Below are 21,676 nucleotides of genomic sequence, written 5' to 3'. Positions count from 1 at the left end.
TCGATGGGGTGGGCCTCCGTGGTGGCCGTGTTGCTGACGGCCACCCCCACCTTCGTCACGCGAGGTGACGTGACGCCCGAGTCGGACCTTCGTCGCGAGGCGGAGGCCGGCTGGGCGGCGCTGGAGTCGGTGTATGCGGCGGAGGCGGGCGGGGCGCCGGTGAGGGCCCCGGTCTCCATCGTCCTCCAGCGCGGCGTGGCCCTGTCGCCCGAGCGCAACGCGCAGGGCCGGCCGGGCCTCGTGGAGCTGCGGCAGAACACGCCGGGCGTGCTGGATGAGCGGCTGCGCGTGGCGCTGCGGCACGAGCTGGCGCACCAGCTCCTGTGGTGGGCGTGTCCCCAGTCGAGCGAGGACCGGCTCTTCCACGAAGCCTTCGCGGTGGCGCTGAGCGGCGAGCTGCCGGCGTGGCGCGAGGGGGCCTATCAATCCCTGTCACGCGCGGCGTCGGAGCTGGCGGCGGCGCCCGCGGTGGACTCGTCGAAGGCGCGTCGCGCGCTGGCGCGGCTCCTGAGTGAGACGGTGGGGTTTCCCAAGGCGCTGTCGCGTCGGCTGCGCCAGTGTCACGACGGGGCGCGGTGGGTGGTGCCGCTGTCCATCGACGAGCTGGCGGACGTGCAGGTGCGCGCGGCGGGGCCGGCCACGGTGGTGGTGAGTCGGCACTCGGGGGAGGTGTTGTTGTCGGAGGGCGAGGTGCGCCGCGCGCTGCCGTATGGCTCGGTGCTGAAGCCCTTCGTATACGCGGCGGGCGCGGAGCATCCGGTGCTGGCGCCGCGCGTGGACGTGCAGGAGTGGGCATGTGGCCCGGGGTTGCCGGCGAAGGTGGACGCGCGCACGGCGCTCCTGCGCTCATGCAACGGGTACTTCCTGGACTGGGAGACAGCGGGCTCGGCGCCCAAGGGGTTTGGCGCGTGGGAGCCGGTGCTGTCGGCGCTGGGGCTCACGGGGACACCGGTGGACATGGCGGATGCGGTGGGCCTGCGCTCCACGCTGGCGCTGTCTGCGTGGGGGATGGCGCAGGCGTATCGGCTGCTGGCGGAGGCGCGGCCGGACGTGGTGGCGCTGCTGGCGGACAACGCGGCGCGAGGGACGCTGGCGGAGCTGCCCGCGTCGAAGGCGCTGGTGGGCGTGGCGACGAAGACGGGCACGGTGCGGGACGCGGCGAGCCGTCCGCAGTACGGCTGGATTGCGGCGGTGGACGGGGACCTGGTGGTGGTGGCGGTGCGGCCGGGGAAGATGCCTCGCCAGTTCGCGGAGGAGATTCCCGCGGCCCTGGCGAAGGCGCGCAAGCAGGCGGGCGTGGAGGCGGCGCGGGTGCAGGTGTTGGGGCTGGTGCCGGCGCGCGAGGTGGAGGCGCGGTGCGCGGGCGTGGGCTTCACGGTGGACGCGGGGATGCCGAAGCTCGCTCCGGTGGAGTGGGCGCGGCTGGAGGGACTGACGACGCGCGGGGCGGCGGTGTGCCTGGGCGCGCCGTGGCGGGTGCGCTTTCCGAAGGGGCCGGAGGAGGGGAGGGATTACGCGGGAGTTTTCACGTGGTCGCCACCGCCGGCGTATCGGCCGCCCGTGGGAGTGCCCACGTCACCGAGCGCGTTGAAGGCGCGGCGGGGCTCGGACTTCGTGTTCCGCACGACGCGGTTGCAGTACACGTCGGGCGTGGTGGCGGCGGAGGACGTGACACTGAAGGGCGAGGCGCGGCTGGCGTTGGCGCGCGTGGTGGCGCACAACGAGCGGCACAGTCGTCATCCGGGCCGGGCGGTCTGCGACACGACGCACTGTCAGGCCTTTCGAGGCACGGTGCGGGTGCAGCGAGACGACGCGAAGGCGCTGAGACTTCCGGCGCTCAAGTGGAGCGAGTGGTTGTTGTTCTCGCAGGGAGGACAGGAGCCCTGGACGCAGGAGCGTCCGCGTGTGGACGTGGAGCGGCTCCTGGGCAAGGGCCTGGTGTCGCTGCGTTTCGAGGCGGGCCGCGTTCAATACCTGCTCACGGAGAAGGAGGGCGCGTCGACGTTCGAGAGCGGGCGCTCGCTGGCGTGTGAGCTGTTGCGCTCGGGCTTGAAGCTGCCGTCCTGTCCGCGCACGGCGTCGTTCAATGGGGACACGCTCGTGTTCGAGGGACGCGGGCGAGGACACGGTGAAGGCCTGGACGTCGAGGCGGCGAAGGCGAGCAGACTCCGCAGCGACGCGATTCTCGAAGGGGCCTACGGACGCTCTCGCCCCGAGCCCCGGGACGTGGACTAGGTCGTCGTGAGGGGAAGCACGAGCCGGGCGCGGATTCCTCCCTCGGTGACGCCCTGGAGGGACAGGGTTCCTCCGTGGGCCTCGACGATGCGGCGCACCAGCGTCAGCCCCAGGCCCGTGCCCCCTGTCTCCCGCGCGCGGCTGCGGTCGGTGCGGAAGAAGGGCGTGGTGAGCTTGGGCAGGTCCTCGTCGCTGATGCCGATGCCCCGGTCCTCCACGTCCAGGTGCACCGCCTGCGCGTCCACCTGTGCCCGCAGCGTCACCGGACTGCCGGGCTCCGAGTACTTGCGCGCGTTGTCGAGCAGGTTGTGCAGCGCGCGCCGCACCAGCACCGGGTCGGCCTCCAGCGTGGGCAGGTCCTCGGCCACGTCCAGTTGGAGGCGACACTCGGGGGCGCTCTTCTGGAAGCGCTCGGCGGCGTCCTTCAGGAACTCCGTCAGCCGCAGCGTCGCCCGCTGGAGGCGAGGCCCCGGCTGTCCCGCCTGGTTCGCCTCCAGGTCGAGCCGCGCCATCTGCAACACGCCATCCACCAGTTGCTGAAGCTCGCCGATGTCCCGCCGCAGCTCCGGCAGTCGAGCCGCCAGCTCCTCCGGTTGTCCGTCCTCGACGAGGTCCAGCGTCACGCCCAGGCGCGCCAGGGGCGTGCGCAGCTCGTGGGACACGTTGGCCAGCAGCTCCTTCTGGCCCCGGATGAGTGACTCCGTTCGCTCGGCCATCGTGTCGAAGGTGTGCCCCAGCACCGCCACTTCGTTCCGGCCCTTCAGCCGCACGCGCGCGGACAGGCGCCCCTGACCGAACTCGCCCACCACCTTCGTCAGCCGCTCCAGCGGGGAAGCGAGCGCCCACGCCAGGGGCACCGAGAGTCCCGCCAGCACGACCAGGACCAGGGCCAGCACGCCGCCCAGCACCGTGTACGTCCGACGATTGTTGGCCTCATGCAGCAGATAGCCCACCACGGTGTTGCCTCGCCACGTGGGGGTGGCCCAATGGTTCTGCCCGTCACGTTTGAACCAGCTCTTGCCGGTGCGAAGCTCGCGCCACTCGGCGTCATCGAGCACCCTCAGGGGAGGTCGCGCTGATGAGGCCTTCACGGTGCCCTGAAGGTCATACAGCGTGGCCCGGAGCTTTCCTTGCGCGGCGAGGGACTCCATCAGGGGGGCGAGCTCGGGAGACTCCGCGGCGGCCAGCTCCACCAGTCGCTCGTATGTCTTTTCCGTGTCCTGTCCTACGATCTGTGACTCCACGAGGCTGGCGATGACCGCGAAGGACACGACGGCGCCCCCCAGCATCAACAGACCATACAGATAGATGCGCCAGAACATCCTTCGGGGACGGAGCCGCTCACCGAGCTTCATGACTCCTCACCTCGCTCCAGCACATACCCCACGCCTCGCACCGTCTTGAGCATCCGGGGGTTGCGCGCGTCGTCCCCCAGCTTCTGGCGCAGCCGGGACACATGCACGTCGATGGCGCGGTCCACCGGGCCGTCCGGGTCGTTGCCCTTCGCCAGCTCCAGCAACTGCTCGCGCGACAGCACCCGTCCCGCCCGCTCCGCGAGTCCGAGGAGCAAGGCGAACTCGTGCCGTGTCAGCGGCAACACCTGTCCATTCAGCGATGCCCGGAAGTCACTCCGGTTCAGCGTGAGCGCGCCCACGCGCACCACCTCGCGCGAGGGACCCAGCAAGCCCCGGCTGCGCCGCACCAGCGCCTGGATTCGCGCCAGCAGCTCCCGAGAGGAGTAGGGCTTGGGCAGGTAGTCGTCCGCGCCCAGCTCCAGTCCCATCACCCGGTCCGCCTCCTCGCCGCGCGCGGTGAGCATGAGGATGGGCACCGCCGAGCGCTCCCGCAGCTCGCGGCAGACGGTGAGCCCATCCTTCCGGGGCAGCATGATGTCGATGAGGATGGCATCGAAGGCGCGGCGCGAGGCCTCGACCAGGCCCTGCTCCCCGTCCCGAGCGAGACAGGTGCGCACGCCTTGTCGCTCCAGGTACTCGGCCGTGAGGCGGGCCAGGTGCGCGTCGTCCTCGATGAGGAGCACCTCGATGCCGGGTGACGGTGTGGCGGGTCCCATCATGTCCCCAGTCTAGTGCGGCGTGGCAGTGTAGGACTCGCAGCTCCCCACGAGCGTGGGCACCGCGAGCAGGCTCTTCCAGTCGCGCAGGGGCACACCCATCACGGAAGTGACGCCGTCATCCGGTGCCATGAGCTGCTTCACCCACTCCTGCGGCATCAGCCGGCGCGTCTGCCACACGCCACCGTCCACCAGGAGTTGTCCCAACTCCAGCAGGTCTCGCGGTCGGCTGGCGGACATGGCATCGAGGCTCGGCGTCATCGCGGCCCTCGACGCGAAGGCGAGCAGCAACAGGGCTTGGATGAGGAGTGGGGCGACTGCGCGGAAACGGCGAGTGGGGTGCGGAGACATCGAACCTCCCAGGGCCAGGACCTCGGGGTCCATTGGATGCTGCGCAGTTCAACGCCTCCATGTCGCGGGAGGATGTGCGGAATGTAAACGATTGTAACGGGCCGCTGATTCGGGCGAGTTCATTGGCACCTCTCCGAGAATCAGCGATGGTCCTGGTCAGAGGGGTTGGTCCATTTGCTTTGGGGAAGATGACATGCACGTCGCATCGCGCCGGTTCGCGCTTTCGTTGCTCTTGAGTGCCTCACTGTTCTCCGGTTGCTCCGAGGACTCGCAAACGCCGCATGAAGGGCCCGACACGGAGTCCAAGTGCCCCGCCGTCACCGGCGCGGTCATCGAGCATCAGGGCATCGTCTCCACCTCGGAGACCTGGGCCGCGGGCAGCCCCCATGTCATCACCAGCAACCTCACCATCCGGGGGCAGGTCACGGTGGAGGCCTGCGCGACGGTGCGTCTCGCGAAGGCCACCTCCATCCAGGTCGACAGCGGGGGCGTGCTTCGCGCGGAGGGGAAGCAGGACCAGGTGGTGCGTTTCGAGCCTCACGCTGACTGGCCGTGGGGGGAGTTGCTCATCGGGACGGGAGGTTCGGCGCGACTGGAGTGGACGGTGCTGTCGGGAGGTGGACTCTCGTCGACGATGGACTCCATGGTGCGTGTGAATGCCGGCGCGGAGCTCCCTGGCCCGAGGCCGCTGTTCGTCAGTCACGTCACCATCGAGGATTCACTGGGGCCTGGCATCATTCTCAATGGAACGGCTGGTTTCGCCGAGGGCTCCTCCGATTTGACCATTCGAGGGACGGGCGGCGAGTTTGGTCGGCAGCCCCTGGTCATCAATCCCAATGCGCTGGGGACGCTGCCGTCGGGCACGTACACGGGGAATCTCGAGGACGCCATCCACGTAGGGCCGTCCATCGCGGCGGCCTCGGTGTTCTACCTGGGCTCCAGCGCCACCCTGAAGAACCTGGGCGTGCCCTATCAAGTACAGGGGCTCCAGGTGGGGGGACCGGGGGCTTCGGCGACGCTCACCATCGAAGCGGGCACGGAGCTGCGCTTCGAGCCGGGGACGACGCTGCGCGTCTACGACGAGACGAGCGCGCTCATCGTGGCGGGGACGCCCTCCAGTCCCGTCATCTTCACGTCGAACCTGAGGAATCACCGGCCGGGTGACTGGGCGGGCATCCGCTTCGACGGGATGAACGCGGCCAACCGGCTGGAGTCGGCGGTGGTGAGGTACGCGGGTGGGCCGTGCCAGTGCTCCAGCTTTGGGTGCAACTACCTGCCGCCCGGGTTCGATGTCAGCTCGGCCATCCTCGTGTTCGACGAGCCGACGTCGCCGTTCATCGCGAACTCGCGCATCGAGGACAGCGCGGGGCACGGCATCCTGCGCGGGTGGAATGGCTCGGACCTCAGCCTCGCGACGAGCACCACCTTCGCGCGCATCGCCGAGTGTACGGAGACGGTGCCGAAGGACCGTGACGGACGCTGCCCCTCCGAGACGCCCGTCTGTCCGCGCAGTCCCTGAGTCACCGTGACGCCGTGGGACGCCGAGCACCTGGTCGGCGTCCATCACGGCCTGGGGCGCACGGGCACCGCTGAAACAGCGACGCCGGAGCCTCCTCGTGGGAGACCCCGGCGCCGTGCCGACAGTTCGTGCTGTCGAGAGACTTCCTAGCGGTAGGTCGCCGTCAGCTGGTCCGCGCGCTCCGACTGGCCCGCGCTGAACGTGTTCATGCAGTTGTCGTCGGTGTAGTCCATGAAGTTGGTGATGGGGTCCGCACCGCCACCCGCGCAGGTGTCGCGGCCGGAGGGGCAGCCGTACGCCGGAGAGGCCTCGGCCGAGGTGTCGCTGACCGAGTCACCCGCGCCGGTGCAGCCGCCCTGGAACGTGTGGTACAGGCCCAGCCAGTGGCCGACCTCGTGCGTGCCCGTGTCGCCCTCGTTGTAGGGCACCGCGGTGCCACCCGGCACGCTGCTGTATAGGATGACCACGCCGTCCTGCTGCGGCTGCGCGGTGTAGCTGGAGGGGAACGTCGCCCAACCCAGCAGCCCGCCGCTCAGGTTGGCGGAGTAGATGTTGAGGCTCTCCTTGCCACCCTTGCGCAGGGCCTTCTTCATCGCCCGCTCGTTGGCACTGCCGCTCTTGAGCGCGAACCACTTCGAGTTCGTCGTACGGTCCGTGCCCTGGAGCACGAAGCGGAACGGCGTGTTGGCATAGGCCGCGTTCAGCACGTTCATCTGCGCGGTGATCTGCGAGTCCGGGATGTCGCCGTTCGCGAGGCCCGAGCCCTTGTTGATGACGTGGAAGTACGTGGGCACCGTCACAGAGCCCACCGCGCGCATCGCCGTCTTCTGCTCGGCCAGGAAGGCGTCGATGGCCGCGCGCTCCTCCACCGAGGGCTCCACCGTCGCGCAGCCGCGGTGCAACGACGTCTGCTCCACCGCCGGGTCCGCCGGCGACGGGGCCTCCGCGGCCTCCTCGCCCTTACAGGCGGCAAGGCTCATCAGGGCACCCGCAAGCACGGCCAGACGACCATTCCTCTTCGCGACGCTGCCAATCATTGTCATCTCCAGGGAAGATGGAGATTCAATGAATAGCTGAATGAAACAGCGAGAGTCAACGTCACCTTGAGACAATCCGTGGGCAATCCCCGGGGTGCGCCCGACGCCGCACTCCGGGGCGGATGAGACAGAAATGCTCCACTCGGGAGGGGCGATTGTAAAATGTCTTTCATTGTCTCGGCTCACCCCCGGAGTCGCCTGGGTATGTCTGGGCTTGCTCCAGCCGCCGCCTTGTCGGGATGGGTGGGTTCCCGGGCCCACCTCCGTGACGTGCCGCGTCACCAGATAGGTCCGGAAAAATCCCACCTTTCCTGAGCAACTCTTTCTCTCAGATGGCGAGAATCCATGACTGGATTCCGGAACAGCCCGGATTTCCTCTGCCGCTCTCCTCGGTCCGCCCCGCTTCTGAGAGGTCTCCGCATGTCTCCCCCCGTCAGTAACAACGGCAACAACGCCGCTCAGATCGCCGCCGCTGAGGCCCAACGTCGTCAGGCCGAAGAGGCCCGTCGTCGCGCGGAGGAAGCGCGCAAGGCCGCGGAAAACCAGAAGAAAGCCGCCGCCGAGGCCCAGAAGAAGGCCGCCGAGACGCAAAAGAAGAAGGCCTCCGAGGCCCAGCAGAAGGCGCGGACGGACGCCAGCCAGGCCAAGGTCGCGGCGGACAAGGAGAAGTCCGCGAAGGCCGCGAAGGAGACGGCCCAGACGAAGGCCAATGAGGCCCAGGCCAAGGTCGACACGTTGGGCAAGGGCCCGAACCTGAGCGACCAGGCGCGCAAGGACCTGGACGCGGCGACGAAGGTCGCCAAGGACACGAAGGCCGCGGCCACCAAGGCCAACGACACGTTCCTGCAGGCGCAGAAGGACGCCACCGCCGCCCGGCAGCTTTCCGACACATCGCACAACAAGGCGATTGAAGAGGGCAACAAAGCCATCCAGACGCAGAAGTCCGCCAACACCTCGGCGAAGGCGGTGGGCGAGCCGCCCCCGTACGCGGACGCCAACCAGGTGCGCGACGTCTTCGACGCCGGCAGCCTGGACCCCAAGGCCCAGGAGCGGCTGTTCGGAACGAAGTCGGTGGTCTCTCCGGAGGAGGCGGTTCGCGCGGATGCGAAGGCGGTGGGTGACGCCTCCATTCGCAGCCCGGCCGATGGCGCCAAGGAGCTGCGCCGCCAGGTAGAGGCGAACCCGGACCCCGCCTACCGCGAGGCCCTGATGAAGGAGTCCAGGGGCGCCATCAACCTCATGACCTCCAGCCTGGGGCGTCCCGAGGTGACCCAGGACCAGGCGAACCAGATCGTGAGCGACCTGAGCCACGCCGCGGAGCAGACCAGCCCTCAGGCGTCCCGCGACGTGGCGGACAGCTTCCGCCGCGCCGAGACCGAAGCGGGCTACGGCCACAAGGTGGAGGAGAAGCTCACCCCCGCGCTGAAGGCGGGCGCGAAGGACCCGGCGGTGACGAACGTCGCCAGGGGCCTGGTGGACGGCCTCCGTGCGGACGGCAAGTACGACCTGGCGGATGTCATCACCCGCCAGTCCCCGGAGCTGGAGAAGGTCTCCCCGCAGAACGCTGGCCAGACGAAGGCCCGCGCCGAACTGGACGTCCAGAGCGCGAAGGAGGGCAAGGACACCGTCGCCACGCAGCAGAAGCAACTGGATGAGGCCACGCGGGGCCAGGTCGACGAGCTCTTCACGGCCTCCAAGGACCAGAAGCCGCCCGAGGGCTTCGAGGCGGTGGACACGAAGGACCCCCACCGCGTCGAGTTCGTCCAGAAGGACCCGGCGGGAGAGGTCACCGCGCGCATCTCCGCGACGCGCGACGACAAGAACAACGTCACCCTGGACACCAGCACCGTCGACCCCCAGAGCAAGCAGGTCACTCGCGAGGTCGTGACGAGCAACGGGCCGGAGGGCACCACCACCAGCCAGACGGCGACGTGGACGCCCGCCAAGGGCCAGGACATCCGCAACCCTCCGTCCATCGAGGACCTGAAGAAGAGCCGCGACCCGGCCGTGGCCGTGGAGGAGAGCAAGGTCTCCCGCGACAACGGCGACCTGCTCACCACGACCTACAAGCAGGGGGGTGGTGGCGTCGAGGGTTCGGAGACGCGCTTCAGCCAGCAGGAGGGTGAGGGCGGGCTCGACGACAACTTCAAGGACAAGTTCAACGAAGACCAGCCCATCGACCGGACGGAGACGAAGAGCTACTCGATTCCTCCTCCGGGTACGAAGGGGCCTGATGGCAAGGACCTGGAGCCCTCCTACACGCGCACGCAGACGTTCTCGCAGGGCGAGGGCGTGAACGAGGTGCAGGCCACGGCCACCATGAGCAAGGCGCTCACGGCGGAGGATGGCTTCAACGTGGACAAGGGGCCGCGCAACGCGGGCGACCTGTCGAGCCTGTCCGGCAAGCTCAAGTCGGAGGACGGCGAGAAGGGCGAGGCCTTCGACGGCGACAAGGACAACCCCAAGCAGTGGGTGCTCGAGAAGACCGACGGCCGCAAGTACAGCAGCCAGACCTTCATCGAGGGCCACCCGGACATCTCGGTCGTCACCGAGCGCACCGCCAAGGGCAACACCGTCGAGGAGACGGTGAAGGGCAAGGTCTACGGCACCGAGGGTGACAAGAAGGGCGAGCCCGTCGACATCAGCTCCACGTCCAGCCATGCCTATGACGACAAGGGCATCCTCACCAACGCCAAGAGCGAGACGAAGGGCGCGGACGGCGTCACCACGAAGCAGGACTACCAACGGACCGACACGGTCGGCCCGGACGGTCGGCTCCAGGTGGACGAGCGCAGCAGCAGCACGCGCACGCCGCCCGGGGGACAGCCCACGACGGTGACGTCGGAGCGCCAGCGCCGCGAGTCGGACGCGGGCGTGCTCCAGCTCGTCAATGCGTCCAAGAACGTCACGGGGCCGGATGGCTCCTCGCAGGTGCGTGTCACCCCGGAGAAGACGGAGCTGTCCGTCAACGGCAAGCCCGTTCCGGAAGGGGACCTCGGCAAGCTGGACACGAAGGAGCGGGCCCTGCTGGACGTCACGCGGGGCGAGATGGCGAAGGAGCTCTACAACCTCGCCATGACGCCGGAGCCCGGGACCGCCAAGGAAGAAAGCGAAGGCCCCATCAGCAAGCCCGAGTCCACGGGCGACGTGACGACGGCGCTCTCCATCAACAAGGATGTGCTGGGGTTGATTGAGCAGGACGCGCTCAACACCCTCATGCAGGAAACCACCCCTCCGACGGACCCGGCGGACCCGCCCGCTTCGGGGCAGACGGACCCGGCGGCTCCTCCCCCGGGGGACCCGGCGGACCCGCCCGCCTCGGGGCAGACGGACCCCGCGGCCCCGCCCGCCACGGACGACACGACGACTCCGCCCGCCACGGGCGACGCGGACTCCTCTGGCACTCCGGACGGTGACACGGGCACGAATGACTCGGAGACGGCGCGCCTGGCGAAGTTCGCGCGCGGCGTCCAGGTGGGCGCGGAGAGCCTGGGCATCGTCGGCAACACGCTGGGCGCGCTGTCCTCGGGCGCGGACCTGGTGAACAACATCAGCCAGGGCAACTACGTGGCCGCGGCGCAGAACGTGGCGGATATCGGCGGGGGCGTCGGCGGCATCGTCCAGGGCGTCGCCGGCATTCGTGGTGGCTCCGAGCTGGCGACGGGTATCGCTGGCGCGGGCAACGAAGTGGGAGGGCTGGCGGGTCTGCGCGCGGCGTCCACCACGGCCTCGGGGTTCCGTGAAGCGCTCGCGGTGGGCGGCAAGCTCGGAGCCATCGGCACGGGGCTCGGCGTCGTCTCCGGCGGACTGGATATCGTCGGCGGCATCCAGGCAGGGGATGGGTGGCAGATCGCCAAGGGCGGCGTCAGCATCGCGGGAGCGATTGGCGCCGGCGTGGCGGTGGGCGCCATCGGCGGCCCGGTGGGCGCTGGCGTCGGTCTGCTCATCGGCGTGGGCGTCTACGGCGTGGGGAAGCTGTTCGACAAGATGAGTGAGGGTGACAAGGAGCACCAGATCGCCGGCGTGGAGATCTAGGCCCTACGATATGAGCACGAACACCATTCGACACGGCGACCTCACGATGCCCCTGCCCGACGGTTGGGCGGATGCCAGTCAGGTCGTCGCCATGGGCCCGGTGGAGGAAGGTTTCCGGGCCAGCGTCGTGGTCTCCGCCGAGCCCAGGCAGGGACAGGAGACGGCGAAGGACCTGGCGGCACGCGCGCTGCCGCAGCTGCAGCGGTCCGCCCAGGGCTTCGCGCTCGTGAGTGAGAAGCCCGCGACGTTCGGCGGGCGGCAGGGCCTCACGCGCGAGTACACCTGCCAGGCGGGCGCGCTGAAAATCGCGCAGCTCCAGTTCTATTGCGTGAAGGACAAGCAGGCCTACACCTTCACGTACACGCAGCGCGCGGACCGCATCGCCTACACCCGGGCGGTGGCGGAGCTGTTCTTCGGCTCGGTGCGCATCGGCGCCTGAGTCGAAGGGCGTCTCAACGGAGCGCGGCGTCCGGCACGAAGGTGTGTCGGGCGTCCGCGTCCCGGGCGAGGCCGTCGTGTCCACTCCGGTACGAAGCCAGGCCCCGACTTCGGGCAGCGCACGGAAGCGTGCTGCTCCAGGGAGGGGCGTGCTTGCGAGCGGCGATTGCCGAGGCAGGGGGGCTGACCCAGCTTCCGGCATTCCCTGTCCAGGAGGACGGCATGGCTCGAAGGATTCGTGGTGGTGGTGTGGCGGCCCTGGCGGCGGCGCTGGTGTTCGGCTCGATGACGGGCACCGCGCTCGCGGAAGACGAGGCCAAGAAGGCCCACAAGGAAGACAAGCGCGTTGGTGAGGCGGCGGCCGAGAAGGAGCTGTACGTCGGCAAGCTGGCCCTCTTCGACGCCAAGCAAATCGCGCTGGGCAACATGGCGCTGGAGAAGACGCAGGACCCGCAGGTGCGTCAGTTCGCGCAGAAGCTGGTGACGGACCACAAGCAGCACCTGTCCGACCTCAAGGCGTGGGCCGACAGCAAGTCCATCGAGGTGGCGACGGTCGACCTGGCCGGGCCTCCCGGCACCGGCGGCTCCGGTGTCACCCCCGGCATGCAGGAGGGCTACGACAAGAAGATGGAGGGCGTCGACGAGCGCCTGAACAAGGCCATCACCGAGGCGGAGAAGGAGCTGGACAAGCTCCGCGAGAAGAATGGCAAGGAGTTCGACAAGGGCTTCCTCACGCGCGTCGCCGATGACGGCAAGAAGGGACAGGACCTGGCCAAGGACGGGATGGACAAATACAAGACCGACGCCGCCTTCAGCGCCCTCTTGAGCAAGACGCGCCAGGGCATCGCGAGCAACGAGACGATGGCCAAGGAGCTCGAGAAGACCCTGCGCCGCTGACAGCCGCACGGGCTCTCGAAAACCATGGGCGCGGTGACTCGGGGGGCCCGGTGTCACCGCGCCGGTGTTTCAGCTCGGGCGGCGGATGTGCTCGGACGTGTGTGCGACGCCGGGCGCCGGGAACTCTCCTGGGTTGACGCAGCGGGCGGCGGGTGCCTATCCCGACGCATGGCGAATGCCTGGAAGTGGATGATGGTCTCGGGGTTCATGGTGCTGGGCGCGTGCACGACACCCGCGCCGCATGTGCCGCCCGTGTCGCCCGAAGGAGCCACTCCCGCGGGCCCCTTCCTGCCGGATGCCCGCGCGCTCTTCGCGGGGTGCACGCCCGTCCCCGACAGCGCCAGCTCGCGCATCTATCCGTGTGGTGACGCGACGGTGTGGCTCGTCGAGCGCAAGGACGTGCCCGCCGCGCGAGTGCTCACGCTCGCCAGGGCGCGTCTGGTGGAGCGACTGGGGGAGGGCGTGGTGGTGGCGGAAGGGGCGCTGCCGCTCGCGGAGCGCTCGTGGCCGGCGGCCCGCTTCGCCCTGTGTGACGTGGGGGACGCGGGCCTGGAGGGGCCGGCCTCGTGTCGCGCGGGGGGCTACCTCGTCTCGGTGGCGGGGTCGCTGGGCCGTCAGCGCGAGCTGGGGTGTGTCGCGAAGAACAACGCCCAGCCGGCGCTGACGCGGTGTCTGGAGCTCTTGGAGTATCTCGCGGCGCACGGCAATCCGGAGGGTGAGTCGCTGGATGAGGCGGCGCTGCTGCTTCCGCCCCGCCTGCCGTGGCGCACGCTCGCGGTGCCCGAAGGCTGCCAGCCCTCCCTGTCCACCAGTCGCGCGGGCCGCATCCGCTGTGACGACGCGTCGCTCGTGTGGAGTGTGTACCGGCCCGCGCGAGACGAGGTGACGGCGCGCTGGAGGGACCAGAGCGTGGCGGAGCTGAGGGCGGCGCTGCCTGGCTCGAGCCCCGTGGAGGAGGTGGCGTGTCTCCTGGAGGAGCGGCCCTCGCGGTGCATGCGCTTCACGGCGCCTTCTCCCCGTGGGCCGGTCGTCGTCTGGACGGGCGCCATGCAGTGGGATGACCGGGCGCTGTTCGCCGCGTGCAGCTTCCTGGCATCCGCCGAGCCCGCGTTTCCCGCGGTCTGCAATGGTGCCTTCTCCGTACCCTGACTCCACCGTCTCGCGCGAAGGGGCCGCCTCGTGTACGCCTTGCAGGATGTCTCCAAGCGCTTTGGCACCACGCAGGCGCTGCACTCGCTGAACCTCACGCTGCCCACGGGGCGGACCACGGTGCTGCTGGGGCCGAGCGGCTGCGGGAAGTCCACGCTGGTCCGCCTGCTCAACGGGCTGCTGCACGCGGACACGGGCCAGGTGCTCTACGCGGGCAAGCCCCTGCCCACGGATGCGAAGGCGTTGCTGTCGCTGCGTCATCGGGTGGGCTACGCGCTTCAAGGGGGCGGGCTCTTTCCGCACCTGACGGGGGAGGAGAACGTCACGCTCATGGCCCAGCACCTGCGCTGGTCCGCCGCGCGGACGCGCGAGCGGAGGGACGTGCTGGTGGAGTTGACGCGGTTTCCCGCCGAGGCGCTCGCGCGTTATCCGGCGCAGCTTTCGGGGGGACAGCGTCAGCGGGTGGCGTTGATGCGCGCGCTCATGCTGGACCCGGAGGTGTTGCTGCTCGACGAGCCGCTGGGGGCGCTGGACCCGCTGGTGCGGCACGAGCTGCAAGCGGACCTGCGCGCCATCTTCGCGAGGCTGCGCAAGACGGTGGTCCTGGTGACGCATGACCTCGCGGAGGCGGGGTTCCTGGGCGACGACATCGTGCTCATGCGTGAAGGGCGCGTGGTGCAACAGGGGAGCCTCGTGGACCTGGAGACCCGTCCCACGGACCCGTTCGTCACCCGGTTCATCCAGGCCCAGCGGCTGGCTCCGGGGAACGGGGCCTCGGCATGAGCGCGCGGAGAGCATGCTCCACGGTATGGAGCGCACCGATGGGGCTCGTGCTGCTGCTCATGTTCTCGCTGGTGCTGGCCTCCTGCGAGCGCGCGAGCACGACCCACGGCGAGCCCAACGTGCGCGTAGGCTCCAAGAAGTTCACCGAGTCCGTCATCCTCGGAGAGATGGTGACGCAGCTCGCGCGGAGCACCGGCGCGAGCGTGCGGCACCGGCGCGAACTCGGCGGCACCGCCGTCCTCTGGGAGGCGCTGCGCCGAGGCGAGCTGGACGTGTATCCCGAGTACACCGGCACGCTGCGACAGGAGCTGCTCTCCGGGCGCAATCTGCCCGACGACGCGGCCCTCCGTGTCGCGCTGGCCGAGGAGGGCTTGCGCATGAGCGCGCCGCTCGGCTTCAACAACACCTATGCGCTGGGCATGAAGGAGGCCGAGGCCGAACGCCTGGGCATCCGCACCATCTCCGACCTGCGCGCCCACCCCGAGCTGCGCTTCGGTTTCAGCAACGAGTTCATGGAGCGCGGTGACGGCTGGCCCGCGCTGCGAGACAGCTACCGCCTCCCGCAGCGCGACGTGCGCGGCCTGGACCATGACCTCGCCTATCGCGGCCTCGACGCGGGCTCCGTCCAGGTGACGGACCTGTACTCCACGGACGCTGAAATCGCCGCCTATGGCCTGCGCGTCCTCGTGGACGACGTGCACCACTTCCCCGCGTACGACGCCGTGCTCCTCTACCGCGCGGACTTCGAGTCGCGCGCTCCAGAGGCCCTGGCGGCCATCCTGCGACTCTCCGGCACGCTGTCGGAAGAGAAGATGGTGAAGCTCAATGCCCGCGCGCGACTGGAGCGCGTGCCCGAGGCGCAGGTGGCCTCCGACTTCCTCTCGCGAACACTGGGCGTCTCCACCGTGGTTCACGGCGAGGGCCTCGCCTCCCGCGTCTGGCTCCGAACCCGGGAGCACCTGTTCCTCGTCGGCGTCTCGCTGCTCGCGGCCCTGGCCCTCGCGGTGCCGCTGGGCGTGCTGGCCGCGCGCAGTCCGCGGCTCGGGCAGGGCGTGCTCGGGCTCGCCGGCGTCATCCAGACCATCCCCTCGCTGGCGCTGCTCGTGGTGATGATTCCGCTCCTGGGCATCGGCTCACGGCCGGCCATCGCCGCGCTGTTCCTCTACAGCCTGCTGCCCATCGTCCGGAACACGGCCTCGGGGCTCACGGGCATTCCCCTGGAGGTGCGCGAGTCCGCGGAGGCGCTGGGTCTGCCTCCGCTCGCGCGGCTGTGGCGCATCGACCTGCCCATGGCCTCGCCCTCCATCCTCGCGGGCATCCAGACGGCCGCCGTCATCAACGTGGGCACCGCCACGCTCGGCGCGCTCGTGGGCGCGGGCGGCTATGGCCAGCCCATCCTCACCGGCATCCGCCTGGACGACACGCGCCTCATCCTCGAAGGCGCCATCCCCGCCGCCGTGCTCGCCCTGCTCGTCAGCGGCGCGTTCGAGGCCGTGGGCCGCGTCCTCGTTCCCAAGGGCCTGCGGCTGCGCGCGGAGTCGGAGTCGCGCTGAGCCGCTACACGGGCGACGCGTGCGTCGACACCGTCTCCACCACCGGCTCCGCCCTCGGCGCATCGGCCGCGAGCCCCGCCGCGCACAGGCTCACCACGGCCATCCACACGAAGTCCGCCAGCAGCAGGTGCACCAACTGCAACCACACCGGCGCCAGCAGCACCACGTTTATCAGGCCCGCCATGAGCTGCACCGAGTAGAGGATGCTGATGGCCAGCGCGGCCCGCTTCACCTCGGTCGACGGCCGCAGCCGCGCCATCCACCGTCCGATGAGCACCAGCAACGCGCCCATGGACACCGCGAGCACCGGGTGCAGGATTCGCCGGCGGATGAAGACATGCGCCGTGTCGGACACGTCCTGGCGCAGCCCCTCCATCAGCGTCTCCGAAGGGAACAGCGTGTCGCCCAGCGCCGCCACCGCGCCGCTCACGCCGAGCAGCAACATGCCCGCCACGCTCGTGCCCACCAGCACGCCCACCCACCCCTGGCCCCGGAACGTCAGCGGCGCGCGCCCCCGGGCGAACCAGATGACCAGCGTCTGCGCGCCCACCAACAGGAACGTGTTCACCAGGTGCACGCCCATCCACACCGCGCGGCCCAGGGATGCGTTGTCCGCCACGTACTTGAGCAACACGATGCCGGCGCCCACGAGGGCCTCCGTCAGCATGAAGAACAGCGCCCAGCTCGCCGCCTTGCGCACCGGGTGCCCCTTCGCATGTGCTCGAAGGGCCCACACGCACAGGGCCACCGCGAGCAGCATGACGAGGCCGCTCGTCACCCGGTGGGTGTACTCGATGAGCGTCTGCACCGTGGGCTCGCGGGGCACCACCTCGCCGTTGCAGTGCGGCCAGTGGTCACCGCAGCCCGCGCCGGAGCCCGTCGCCCGGACGAAGGCCCCCCACAGAATCACCCCCAACGTGAAGAGCAGCACTCCGACGCTGAAGGTCTGGAACCGACGTGACGAGGCGGCGTGAGTCATCGCGGTCCCCTTAACCCACTTCGACCCCACCCGCTGCCCGAGCCCCCTCATCCAGTTTCAACCGGGCCATCAGCCGGCCTGCTCGCCCCCCCGCTCGCAGGGCGTCAGGCCATATCCGGATAGGGCCGGACGGATGTCCCACCCGCCCCATTGGATATACCTGCTCCCTTTGCCTACCCGATCGGATGATTTCCATTGAGCAGATCCATTGGCCTAAGGGCTGGCACGTATGGTGCTTAACGAATGGTCAGTGAGCGACGGACCTCTTCGGAGGCTGGCGACACACGATTTGAACAGGTGACCGCTCTCGAGTGGTCCCGGCACCCAGGGTCGAAGCTTCCCCCCTCTTTGGCCCGTGGGTGTGTTCTTTTAGAGGCTACGTTGGAAGCAGCACTGCGCTTCGGGCCGCGGTTCCCCCCCTCCTCGGCCCGGAGCGTGACCTCTTCCAGAGCCTTCGTAGGGTTCCCACAGGGGTGTGGGGAAACAGGGCGGGGCGCATCGCGGGTTGGGGATGATTCCTCAACCCTCAGCCCGCGATGCGCATCTGCTTTGCCCCCAGCACCGTCGGCAGCGGCCCATAGGCCATGGAGCGCTCGATGACGTTGCGCAGCTCGCGCACGTTGCCGGGCCAGGAGTGGGCCATCAGCGCCGCCAGGGCATCCGGTCCCAGCCTCGGCGGTGTCTGCCCCTCGGGCGTGAGCTGCCGGACGAAGTGTCTGGCCAGCGCCACCACGTCCTCGCGGCGCTCGCGCAGCGGCGGCACCCGCACCGGCACCACTTGCAACCGGTAGTAGAGGTCCTCGCGGAAGCGGCCCTCGCGCACCAGCTGGCTCAAGTCACGGTGCGTGGCCGCCACCACGCGCACATCCACCTCGACCGGCCGTGTCTCGCCCAGGGGGAACACCTCCCCGTTCTCCAGCACGCGCAGGAGCTTGGGCTGCACGTCCAGCGGCAGCTCGCCAATCTCGTCCAGGAAGAGGGTGCCGCCGTGGGCCGCCCGCAGCACGCCCGGGTGGTCTGACGCCGCGCCGGTGAAGGAGCCGCGCCGGTAGCCGAACAACTGTCCCTCGAAGAGCTCCTTGGGGACGGCGGCGCAGTTGAAGGCGACGTAGGGGCGCTGCGAGCGGGTGGACAGCACGTGCAGCGCTCGCGCGACGACTTCCTTTCCCGCGCCGGACTCGCCGGTGACGATGACGGTGGAGCGGCTGGCGGACAGGCGCGCCAGCTCCACGCGCATCCGCTTCATGGAGGGCGAGGCGGCGATGAAGCCCGGCAGCTCCGCGTCCCGGGCCGTCTCCTCCGCCGGAGACTCGTTGGGGCCTGGCGCCTCCACGTCGACTGCCGCGAAGCCGCGCAGGGTCGCCACCTCCAGCGCGAAGCCGCCCAGCCGTGACAGCGCGGTGAGCAGCGCGCGGCCATCCGCGGGCAGGGGCCCGGCGACGCCCAGCCTCAGCCTGCGTCCGCAGCCGTCACCGAACTCCACTTCGTCTGTGCTCGGCACGGTGCCCAGCCCCGCCAGCAGGGTGATGCGGCCCTGGGAGTCCACTTCCTCCAGGCGCGGCGCGCAGCCGGGGAACAGGCCCTCCAGCACGCCCAGCAGCTCACGCTGGATGAGGGGCGCGCCCATGCCGCGCACGGACAGCCGCTCGAAGGGCACCACCAGCGCCTCCGCGCCCAGTCGCGTCGCGGGAGTGCTGTCGGTGCCCGGAGCGCTCGCGCTGGGGGGACGCACCGAGGGGGGAATGAAGTTGGGAGGCGGAGTCATGCCGCCCAGGCGGCGCAGCTCCGCCTCGCTGGCGGCCAGCAGCTCGTCGGCGGCGGGGTCTCCCTCGTGCTTCGCCAGCCACGCCAGGAGGTTGCGCGTGTAGGCCGCCATGCACACGTCGCCGGAGAGGCGGAACGTGCCCAGCGATGCCTCCAGCAGCTCGCGGGCCTCGCGGGTGCGACCCTCCAGCACCAGCAACAAGGCCTCGAAGCGGTGCAGCAGCGCCGAGTGCCACGCGGACGGCATCCGCTCCAGGAAGGCGCGCGTGCGGCGCAGCACCACGCGGCCCTCCTCGCGGTGGCCCGCGTAGACGCGCGCGGCCGTCTCGTACAGCAGGCACTCGCGACGCAGGTAGGGCCAGCCACCCAGCTCCATGCTTCGCGCACCGGCGGCGGCGAAGCCCGCGGCGGCGTGCTCGGCGGGGCCGCTGGAGAGGTCCGCCATGGCCTCCACGAAGAGGGCATAGGCGCCGGTGAGGGAGCGCTGGATGGAGCCGTCATACGCGGACAGCTTCGCCGCCAGCCGGCGCAGCTCCGCGGGCTTGCTCGTCGTCAGCCACAGCCGCGCGCGTGTCACCGCGAGGTGCAGCGGCGTCCAGCTCAGCTCGGCCACCACCGCGTCGGCCTCGTCCAGCACCGCTTCGGCTTCCGTGAAGCGGGCCAGTCGCAGGAGCGCCTCGGCCTCCGCGCGCGCGGCGAAGATGAAGGAGAAGCCCCGCGCCATGCGTCCGCCGTACGCGGCCTCGCGCGTGCGGCGCACCAGCAGGAGCGCTTCTTCCGGCTCGCACGCTTCATCCAGGCGGCGCTGCGCGAGGAAGGCGAGGTTGCGCGCCTCCAGGAAGGCATAGCCCAGCCGCGCCGCGCCCTGTGCCACCTCGCGGAAGCGCCGCGTGGCCTGCGTGGCCTCGCCCCGGATGGCCTCCTCGTGCGCGCAGATGTCCTCGGCCAGCAGGCGCAGCGCCGGGTCCGTCACGCCCGCGAGCGCTTCCGCCACGCGGCCGGAGTAGCGCGCCACCCGCTCGGCTTCACCCAGGTAGAAGGCGCCCGCCATCTGCGCCATGCGCAACAGGCAGCGCGCGTCCGCGTCCGGATGCTCCGCCATCAACGCCTCGGCGCGAGCGACGTGCGCATCGGACCTGGTGGCGTCGAACAGCTTGCCGTCCGGTGACGCGTAGAGGTTGGCCGCGAGCGCGTGGACCTGCAGCTCCACCCACTCCGGCAACAGGCCCGTCTCGGCCTCGCCCAGGTGCGGCAGCAGCGTGGCGAAGGCGCCCCGGCAGTCCTCTCGTCCCCAGCGTTGAAGGTGGGCGAGTCCCACCGCCGCCAGGGCCCGTGCGCCCGGCGTCTTCAACACACCCGAGGCTCCCAGCTCCAGCAGCTCCTCCTCCGCCGCGCGCCACTCCGCCCGCTTCAGGCGCTCCAGGCAGGGCTGGAGCCGGACGCTCTCCTCGGGACGCAGGGGCTGACGGGACAGGGAGGGGAGCCGGGACACACCAGACAGGCCACCGGCGCCCAGCAACTGGCGCAGCGACTGGGCCACCCGACCTCGGGGCTTGCGCGCCTGGGGCGCCGACTCCGGCAGCTCCCAGCGGTACACGGTGAGGGGGGTGACACCGAGCATGCGGGCGAAGGCAGCACGACTGTGCCCTCCACGCAGGGCGCGGATGGCGTCAGGGCCCAACTCCCCGCGCTCCCCCTTTTCCTCCATGCTCTCCACGACACCGAACCCCTTGTGCCCCCCGCGGACGCAATCTCATGGGCCTTTTCCAGGGAGAATGCAAACGATTGAGCATTTCCCCGGATTAGCCCCGAAGTCTCACCCTCCCTCGTCGCGAGGTGAAGTCGTTATCGTACCGTGTGCCCCGCATTCCTGAGTCACCTCCGCCTCCCTCCCCGCAGCTTCAGGACGAGCGCCTGCGCAGGTTGGAGGGTGCCCTGTCGGAAGGGCGTGCTCGCGAGGATGCGGCCGTGGAGGCGTGGGTCCGGAAGACGGGTCGCCTGCCTCCTCGCAAGGTCCGACGGCAGTGGGAGAAGCAGTGGCGGAAGGAGGCCCGGCGGGCCGCGAGCAACGCGGTGCGGACCCGGCGTTCCTCCCAGCGCTCCAGGGACCCGGGGAAGGCCGCGGGCTTCATCGCGGTGGCGACCACGTGCCTGTTCCTGGCGATGGGGCAGCCCCGGCGGTTGTGGTGGCTCGTCTTCGTGGCGCTGGGCTTCTTCCTCGTCGCGGCGAAGTACCTGAAGCGCCCTTCGGATGAGCAGGGGCCCCGGCTGCCGGAGCAGGCACCGGAGAAGCAGGCCGAGGTCTCAGGAGCCCCCGAGGACCCGAGGACGGCCCGGGTGGACGCGTTGTGTTCGCGACTGCTCGCGGAGTTGGGCCAGGGACCCGCGGTGCTGCGCGAGGTGGTGCATGCGCCGGAGCGCACGGTGGAGGCGCTGCGCCAGGGGTGTCACGCGCTGGCGCGCCGGGAGCGGGAGCTGCGAGCGCTCGCGACACCGGAGGAGGCGCGTCGGCTGGAGGAGGAGCGTCAGGCCCTGGCGGCGCGGGTGGAGGCGGAGAAGGACGCGGTGGTGCGCGAGCGGCTGCGAGGCGCTCTGACGGCGCTCGACGCCCAGCGGGAACAGCGCGCGGAGCTGGCCACGGCGGCGGACCGCCTGGAGGCCGAGCACACGCGGCTCTACTACACGCTGGAGGGGCTGTACGCGCAGGTGCTGCGGGTGCGCTCGGCGGACGCGGCCGGCGAGGACATCGCCGGGTTGGGCCTGCGCCAGAGCGTGGAGCAACTGGGCTCTGAAGTGGAGGCCGTGACGCAGGCGCTGGAGGAGGTCCACCGCCCGCCCGATGACCGGGTGCGCACGCGCTGAGGG

Annotated in this window: 15 protein-coding genes; 9 read left to right on the top strand and 6 right to left on the bottom strand. The window is 70.3% G+C overall.

Annotated features, from left to right (window positions below):
• Positions 1-3 precede the first annotated feature (3 nt).
• Positions 4-2,235 carry a hypothetical protein gene (locus tag HUA76_RS03750; protein WP_174456899.1) on the top strand — a complete coding sequence of 744 codons (2,232 nt, stop codon included), beginning with the start codon at positions 4-6 and terminating at the stop codon, positions 2,233-2,235.
• Here HUA76_RS03750 and HUA76_RS03745 read toward each other — a convergent pair.
• From HUA76_RS03745 to HUA76_RS03735, 3 genes are read right to left on the bottom strand one after another with little or no spacing between them, the layout of a single operon-like run.
• Positions 2,232-3,590 (bottom strand): HAMP domain-containing sensor histidine kinase, encoded by a 1,359-nt coding sequence (locus HUA76_RS03745; protein ID WP_174460020.1) that lies wholly within the window; start codon positions 3,588-3,590, stop codon positions 2,232-2,234. The genes HUA76_RS03750 and HUA76_RS03745 overlap by 4 nt on opposite strands.
• A complete protein-coding gene (locus HUA76_RS03740; RefSeq protein ID WP_174457107.1) occupies positions 3,587-4,306 on the bottom strand; it encodes a response regulator transcription factor in 720 nt (239 codons plus the stop codon). The genes HUA76_RS03745 and HUA76_RS03740 overlap by 4 nt, the downstream gene beginning before the upstream one ends.
• A 12-nt stretch (positions 4,307-4,318) precedes the next feature.
• On the bottom strand, positions 4,319-4,657 hold the full coding sequence (locus HUA76_RS03735; RefSeq protein ID WP_174460019.1) for a hypothetical protein: 339 nt from the start codon (positions 4,655-4,657) through the stop codon (positions 4,319-4,321).
• A gap of 193 nt (positions 4,658-4,850) precedes the next feature.
• Here HUA76_RS03735 and HUA76_RS03730 point away from each other — a divergent pair, with 193 nt between their 5' ends.
• Positions 4,851-6,176 carry a hypothetical protein gene (locus tag HUA76_RS03730; protein ID WP_174460018.1) on the top strand — a complete coding sequence of 442 codons (1,326 nt, stop codon included), beginning with the start codon at positions 4,851-4,853 and terminating at the stop codon, positions 6,174-6,176.
• A 146-nt stretch (positions 6,177-6,322) separates the two neighbouring features.
• Here HUA76_RS03730 and HUA76_RS03725 read toward each other — a convergent pair whose 3' ends face one another.
• Positions 6,323-7,213, bottom strand: coding sequence for a zinc metalloprotease (locus tag HUA76_RS03725; protein ID WP_174456895.1), 891 nt, complete (start codon positions 7,211-7,213; stop codon positions 6,323-6,325).
• Between the two features lie 420 nt (positions 7,214-7,633).
• On the opposite strand from HUA76_RS03725, the gene HUA76_RS03720 reads away from it, so the two are divergent.
• The 6 genes from HUA76_RS03720 to HUA76_RS03695 all read left to right on the top strand — a co-directional run bounded on the left by HUA76_RS03720 (position 7,634) and on the right by HUA76_RS03695 (position 16,068).
• Positions 7,634-11,248, top strand: a complete 3,615-nt coding sequence (locus tag HUA76_RS03720; protein ID WP_174460017.1) for a DUF456 domain-containing protein — start codon at positions 7,634-7,636, stop codon at positions 11,246-11,248.
• 10 nt (positions 11,249-11,258) lie between these two features.
• Complete coding sequence (locus HUA76_RS03715) at positions 11,259-11,687, top strand: DcrB-related protein (protein WP_141643105.1); 429 nt, start codon at positions 11,259-11,261, stop codon at positions 11,685-11,687.
• 221 nt (positions 11,688-11,908) lie between these two features.
• Positions 11,909-12,583, top strand: a complete 675-nt coding sequence (locus HUA76_RS03710) for a DUF4142 domain-containing protein (protein WP_254613976.1) — start codon at positions 11,909-11,911, stop codon at positions 12,581-12,583.
• A 168-nt stretch (positions 12,584-12,751) separates the two neighbouring features.
• A complete protein-coding gene (locus HUA76_RS03705; protein WP_174460016.1) occupies positions 12,752-13,732 on the top strand; it encodes a hypothetical protein in 981 nt (326 codons plus the stop codon).
• Positions 13,733-13,762: 30 nt separating this feature from the next.
• On the top strand, positions 13,763-14,515 hold the full coding sequence (locus HUA76_RS03700; protein WP_174456892.1) for an ATP-binding cassette domain-containing protein: 753 nt from the start codon (positions 13,763-13,765) through the stop codon (positions 14,513-14,515).
• A 59-nt stretch (positions 14,516-14,574) separates the two neighbouring features.
• Entirely contained in the window at positions 14,575-16,068 is a 1,494-nt protein-coding gene (locus HUA76_RS03695) for a glycine betaine ABC transporter substrate-binding protein (protein WP_371823440.1), read from the top strand.
• Positions 16,069-16,072: 4 nt separating this feature from the next.
• Here the strand turns inward: HUA76_RS03695 and HUA76_RS03690 are convergent, their stop codons facing one another.
• Both HUA76_RS03690 and HUA76_RS03685 read right to left on the bottom strand, forming a co-directional pair.
• A complete protein-coding gene (locus tag HUA76_RS03690; RefSeq protein WP_174460014.1) occupies positions 16,073-17,047 on the bottom strand; it encodes a heme A synthase in 975 nt (324 codons plus the stop codon).
• 526 nt (positions 17,048-17,573) lie between these two features.
• On the bottom strand, positions 17,574-20,528 hold the full coding sequence (locus HUA76_RS03685; protein WP_141648500.1) for a sigma-54 dependent transcriptional regulator: 2,955 nt from the start codon (positions 20,526-20,528) through the stop codon (positions 17,574-17,576).
• A 140-nt stretch (positions 20,529-20,668) separates the two neighbouring features.
• Between HUA76_RS03685 and HUA76_RS03680 the strand changes: the two genes are divergently transcribed.
• Positions 20,669-21,673: a hypothetical protein gene (locus HUA76_RS03680; RefSeq protein WP_371823422.1), complete on the top strand. Its 1,005-nt coding sequence runs from the start codon at positions 20,669-20,671 to the stop codon at positions 21,671-21,673.
• Positions 21,674-21,676: the final 3 nt, after the last annotated feature.

The organism is Myxococcus sp. CA056 (assembly GCF_013336715.1).
GTDB classification, from domain to species: Bacteria; Myxococcota; Myxococcia; order Myxococcales; family Myxococcaceae; genus Myxococcus; species Myxococcus llanfairpwllgwyngyllgogerychwyrndrobwllllantysiliogogogochensis.
Note: the sequence above shows the minus strand (reverse complement) of the source record. Positions and strands in the feature narration are given on the sequence as shown.

What these genes read in the sequence shown, in the direction of transcription:
- HUA76_RS03715 (WP_141643105.1), top strand. Translation starts at nt 11,259, where the DNA reads ATGAGCACGAACACCATTCGACACGGCGACCTCACGATGCCCCTGCCC.
- HUA76_RS03730 (WP_174460018.1), top strand. Translation starts at nt 4,851, where the DNA reads ATGCACGTCGCATCGCGCCGGTTCGCGCTTTCGTTGCTCTTGAGTGCC.
- HUA76_RS03690 (WP_174460014.1), bottom strand. Translation starts at nt 17,047, where the DNA reads ATGACTCACGCCGCCTCGTCACGTCGGTTCCAGACCTTCAGCGTCGGA.
- HUA76_RS03695 (WP_371823440.1), top strand. Translation starts at nt 14,575, where the DNA reads ATGTTCTCGCTGGTGCTGGCCTCCTGCGAGCGCGCGAGCACGACCCAC.
- HUA76_RS03705 (WP_174460016.1), top strand. Translation starts at nt 12,752, where the DNA reads ATGGCGAATGCCTGGAAGTGGATGATGGTCTCGGGGTTCATGGTGCTG.
- HUA76_RS03735 (WP_174460019.1), bottom strand. Translation starts at nt 4,657, where the DNA reads ATGTCTCCGCACCCCACTCGCCGTTTCCGCGCAGTCGCCCCACTCCTC.
- HUA76_RS03740 (WP_174457107.1), bottom strand. Translation starts at nt 4,306, where the DNA reads ATGGGACCCGCCACACCGTCACCCGGCATCGAGGTGCTCCTCATCGAG.
- HUA76_RS03750 (WP_174456899.1), top strand. Translation starts at nt 4, where the DNA reads ATGGGGTGGGCCTCCGTGGTGGCCGTGTTGCTGACGGCCACCCCCACC.
- HUA76_RS03725 (WP_174456895.1), bottom strand. Translation starts at nt 7,213, where the DNA reads ATGATTGGCAGCGTCGCGAAGAGGAATGGTCGTCTGGCCGTGCTTGCG.
- HUA76_RS03745 (WP_174460020.1), bottom strand. Translation starts at nt 3,590, where the DNA reads ATGAAGCTCGGTGAGCGGCTCCGTCCCCGAAGGATGTTCTGGCGCATC.
- HUA76_RS03710 (WP_254613976.1), top strand. Translation starts at nt 11,909, where the DNA reads ATGGCTCGAAGGATTCGTGGTGGTGGTGTGGCGGCCCTGGCGGCGGCG.
- HUA76_RS03720 (WP_174460017.1), top strand. Translation starts at nt 7,634, where the DNA reads ATGTCTCCCCCCGTCAGTAACAACGGCAACAACGCCGCTCAGATCGCC.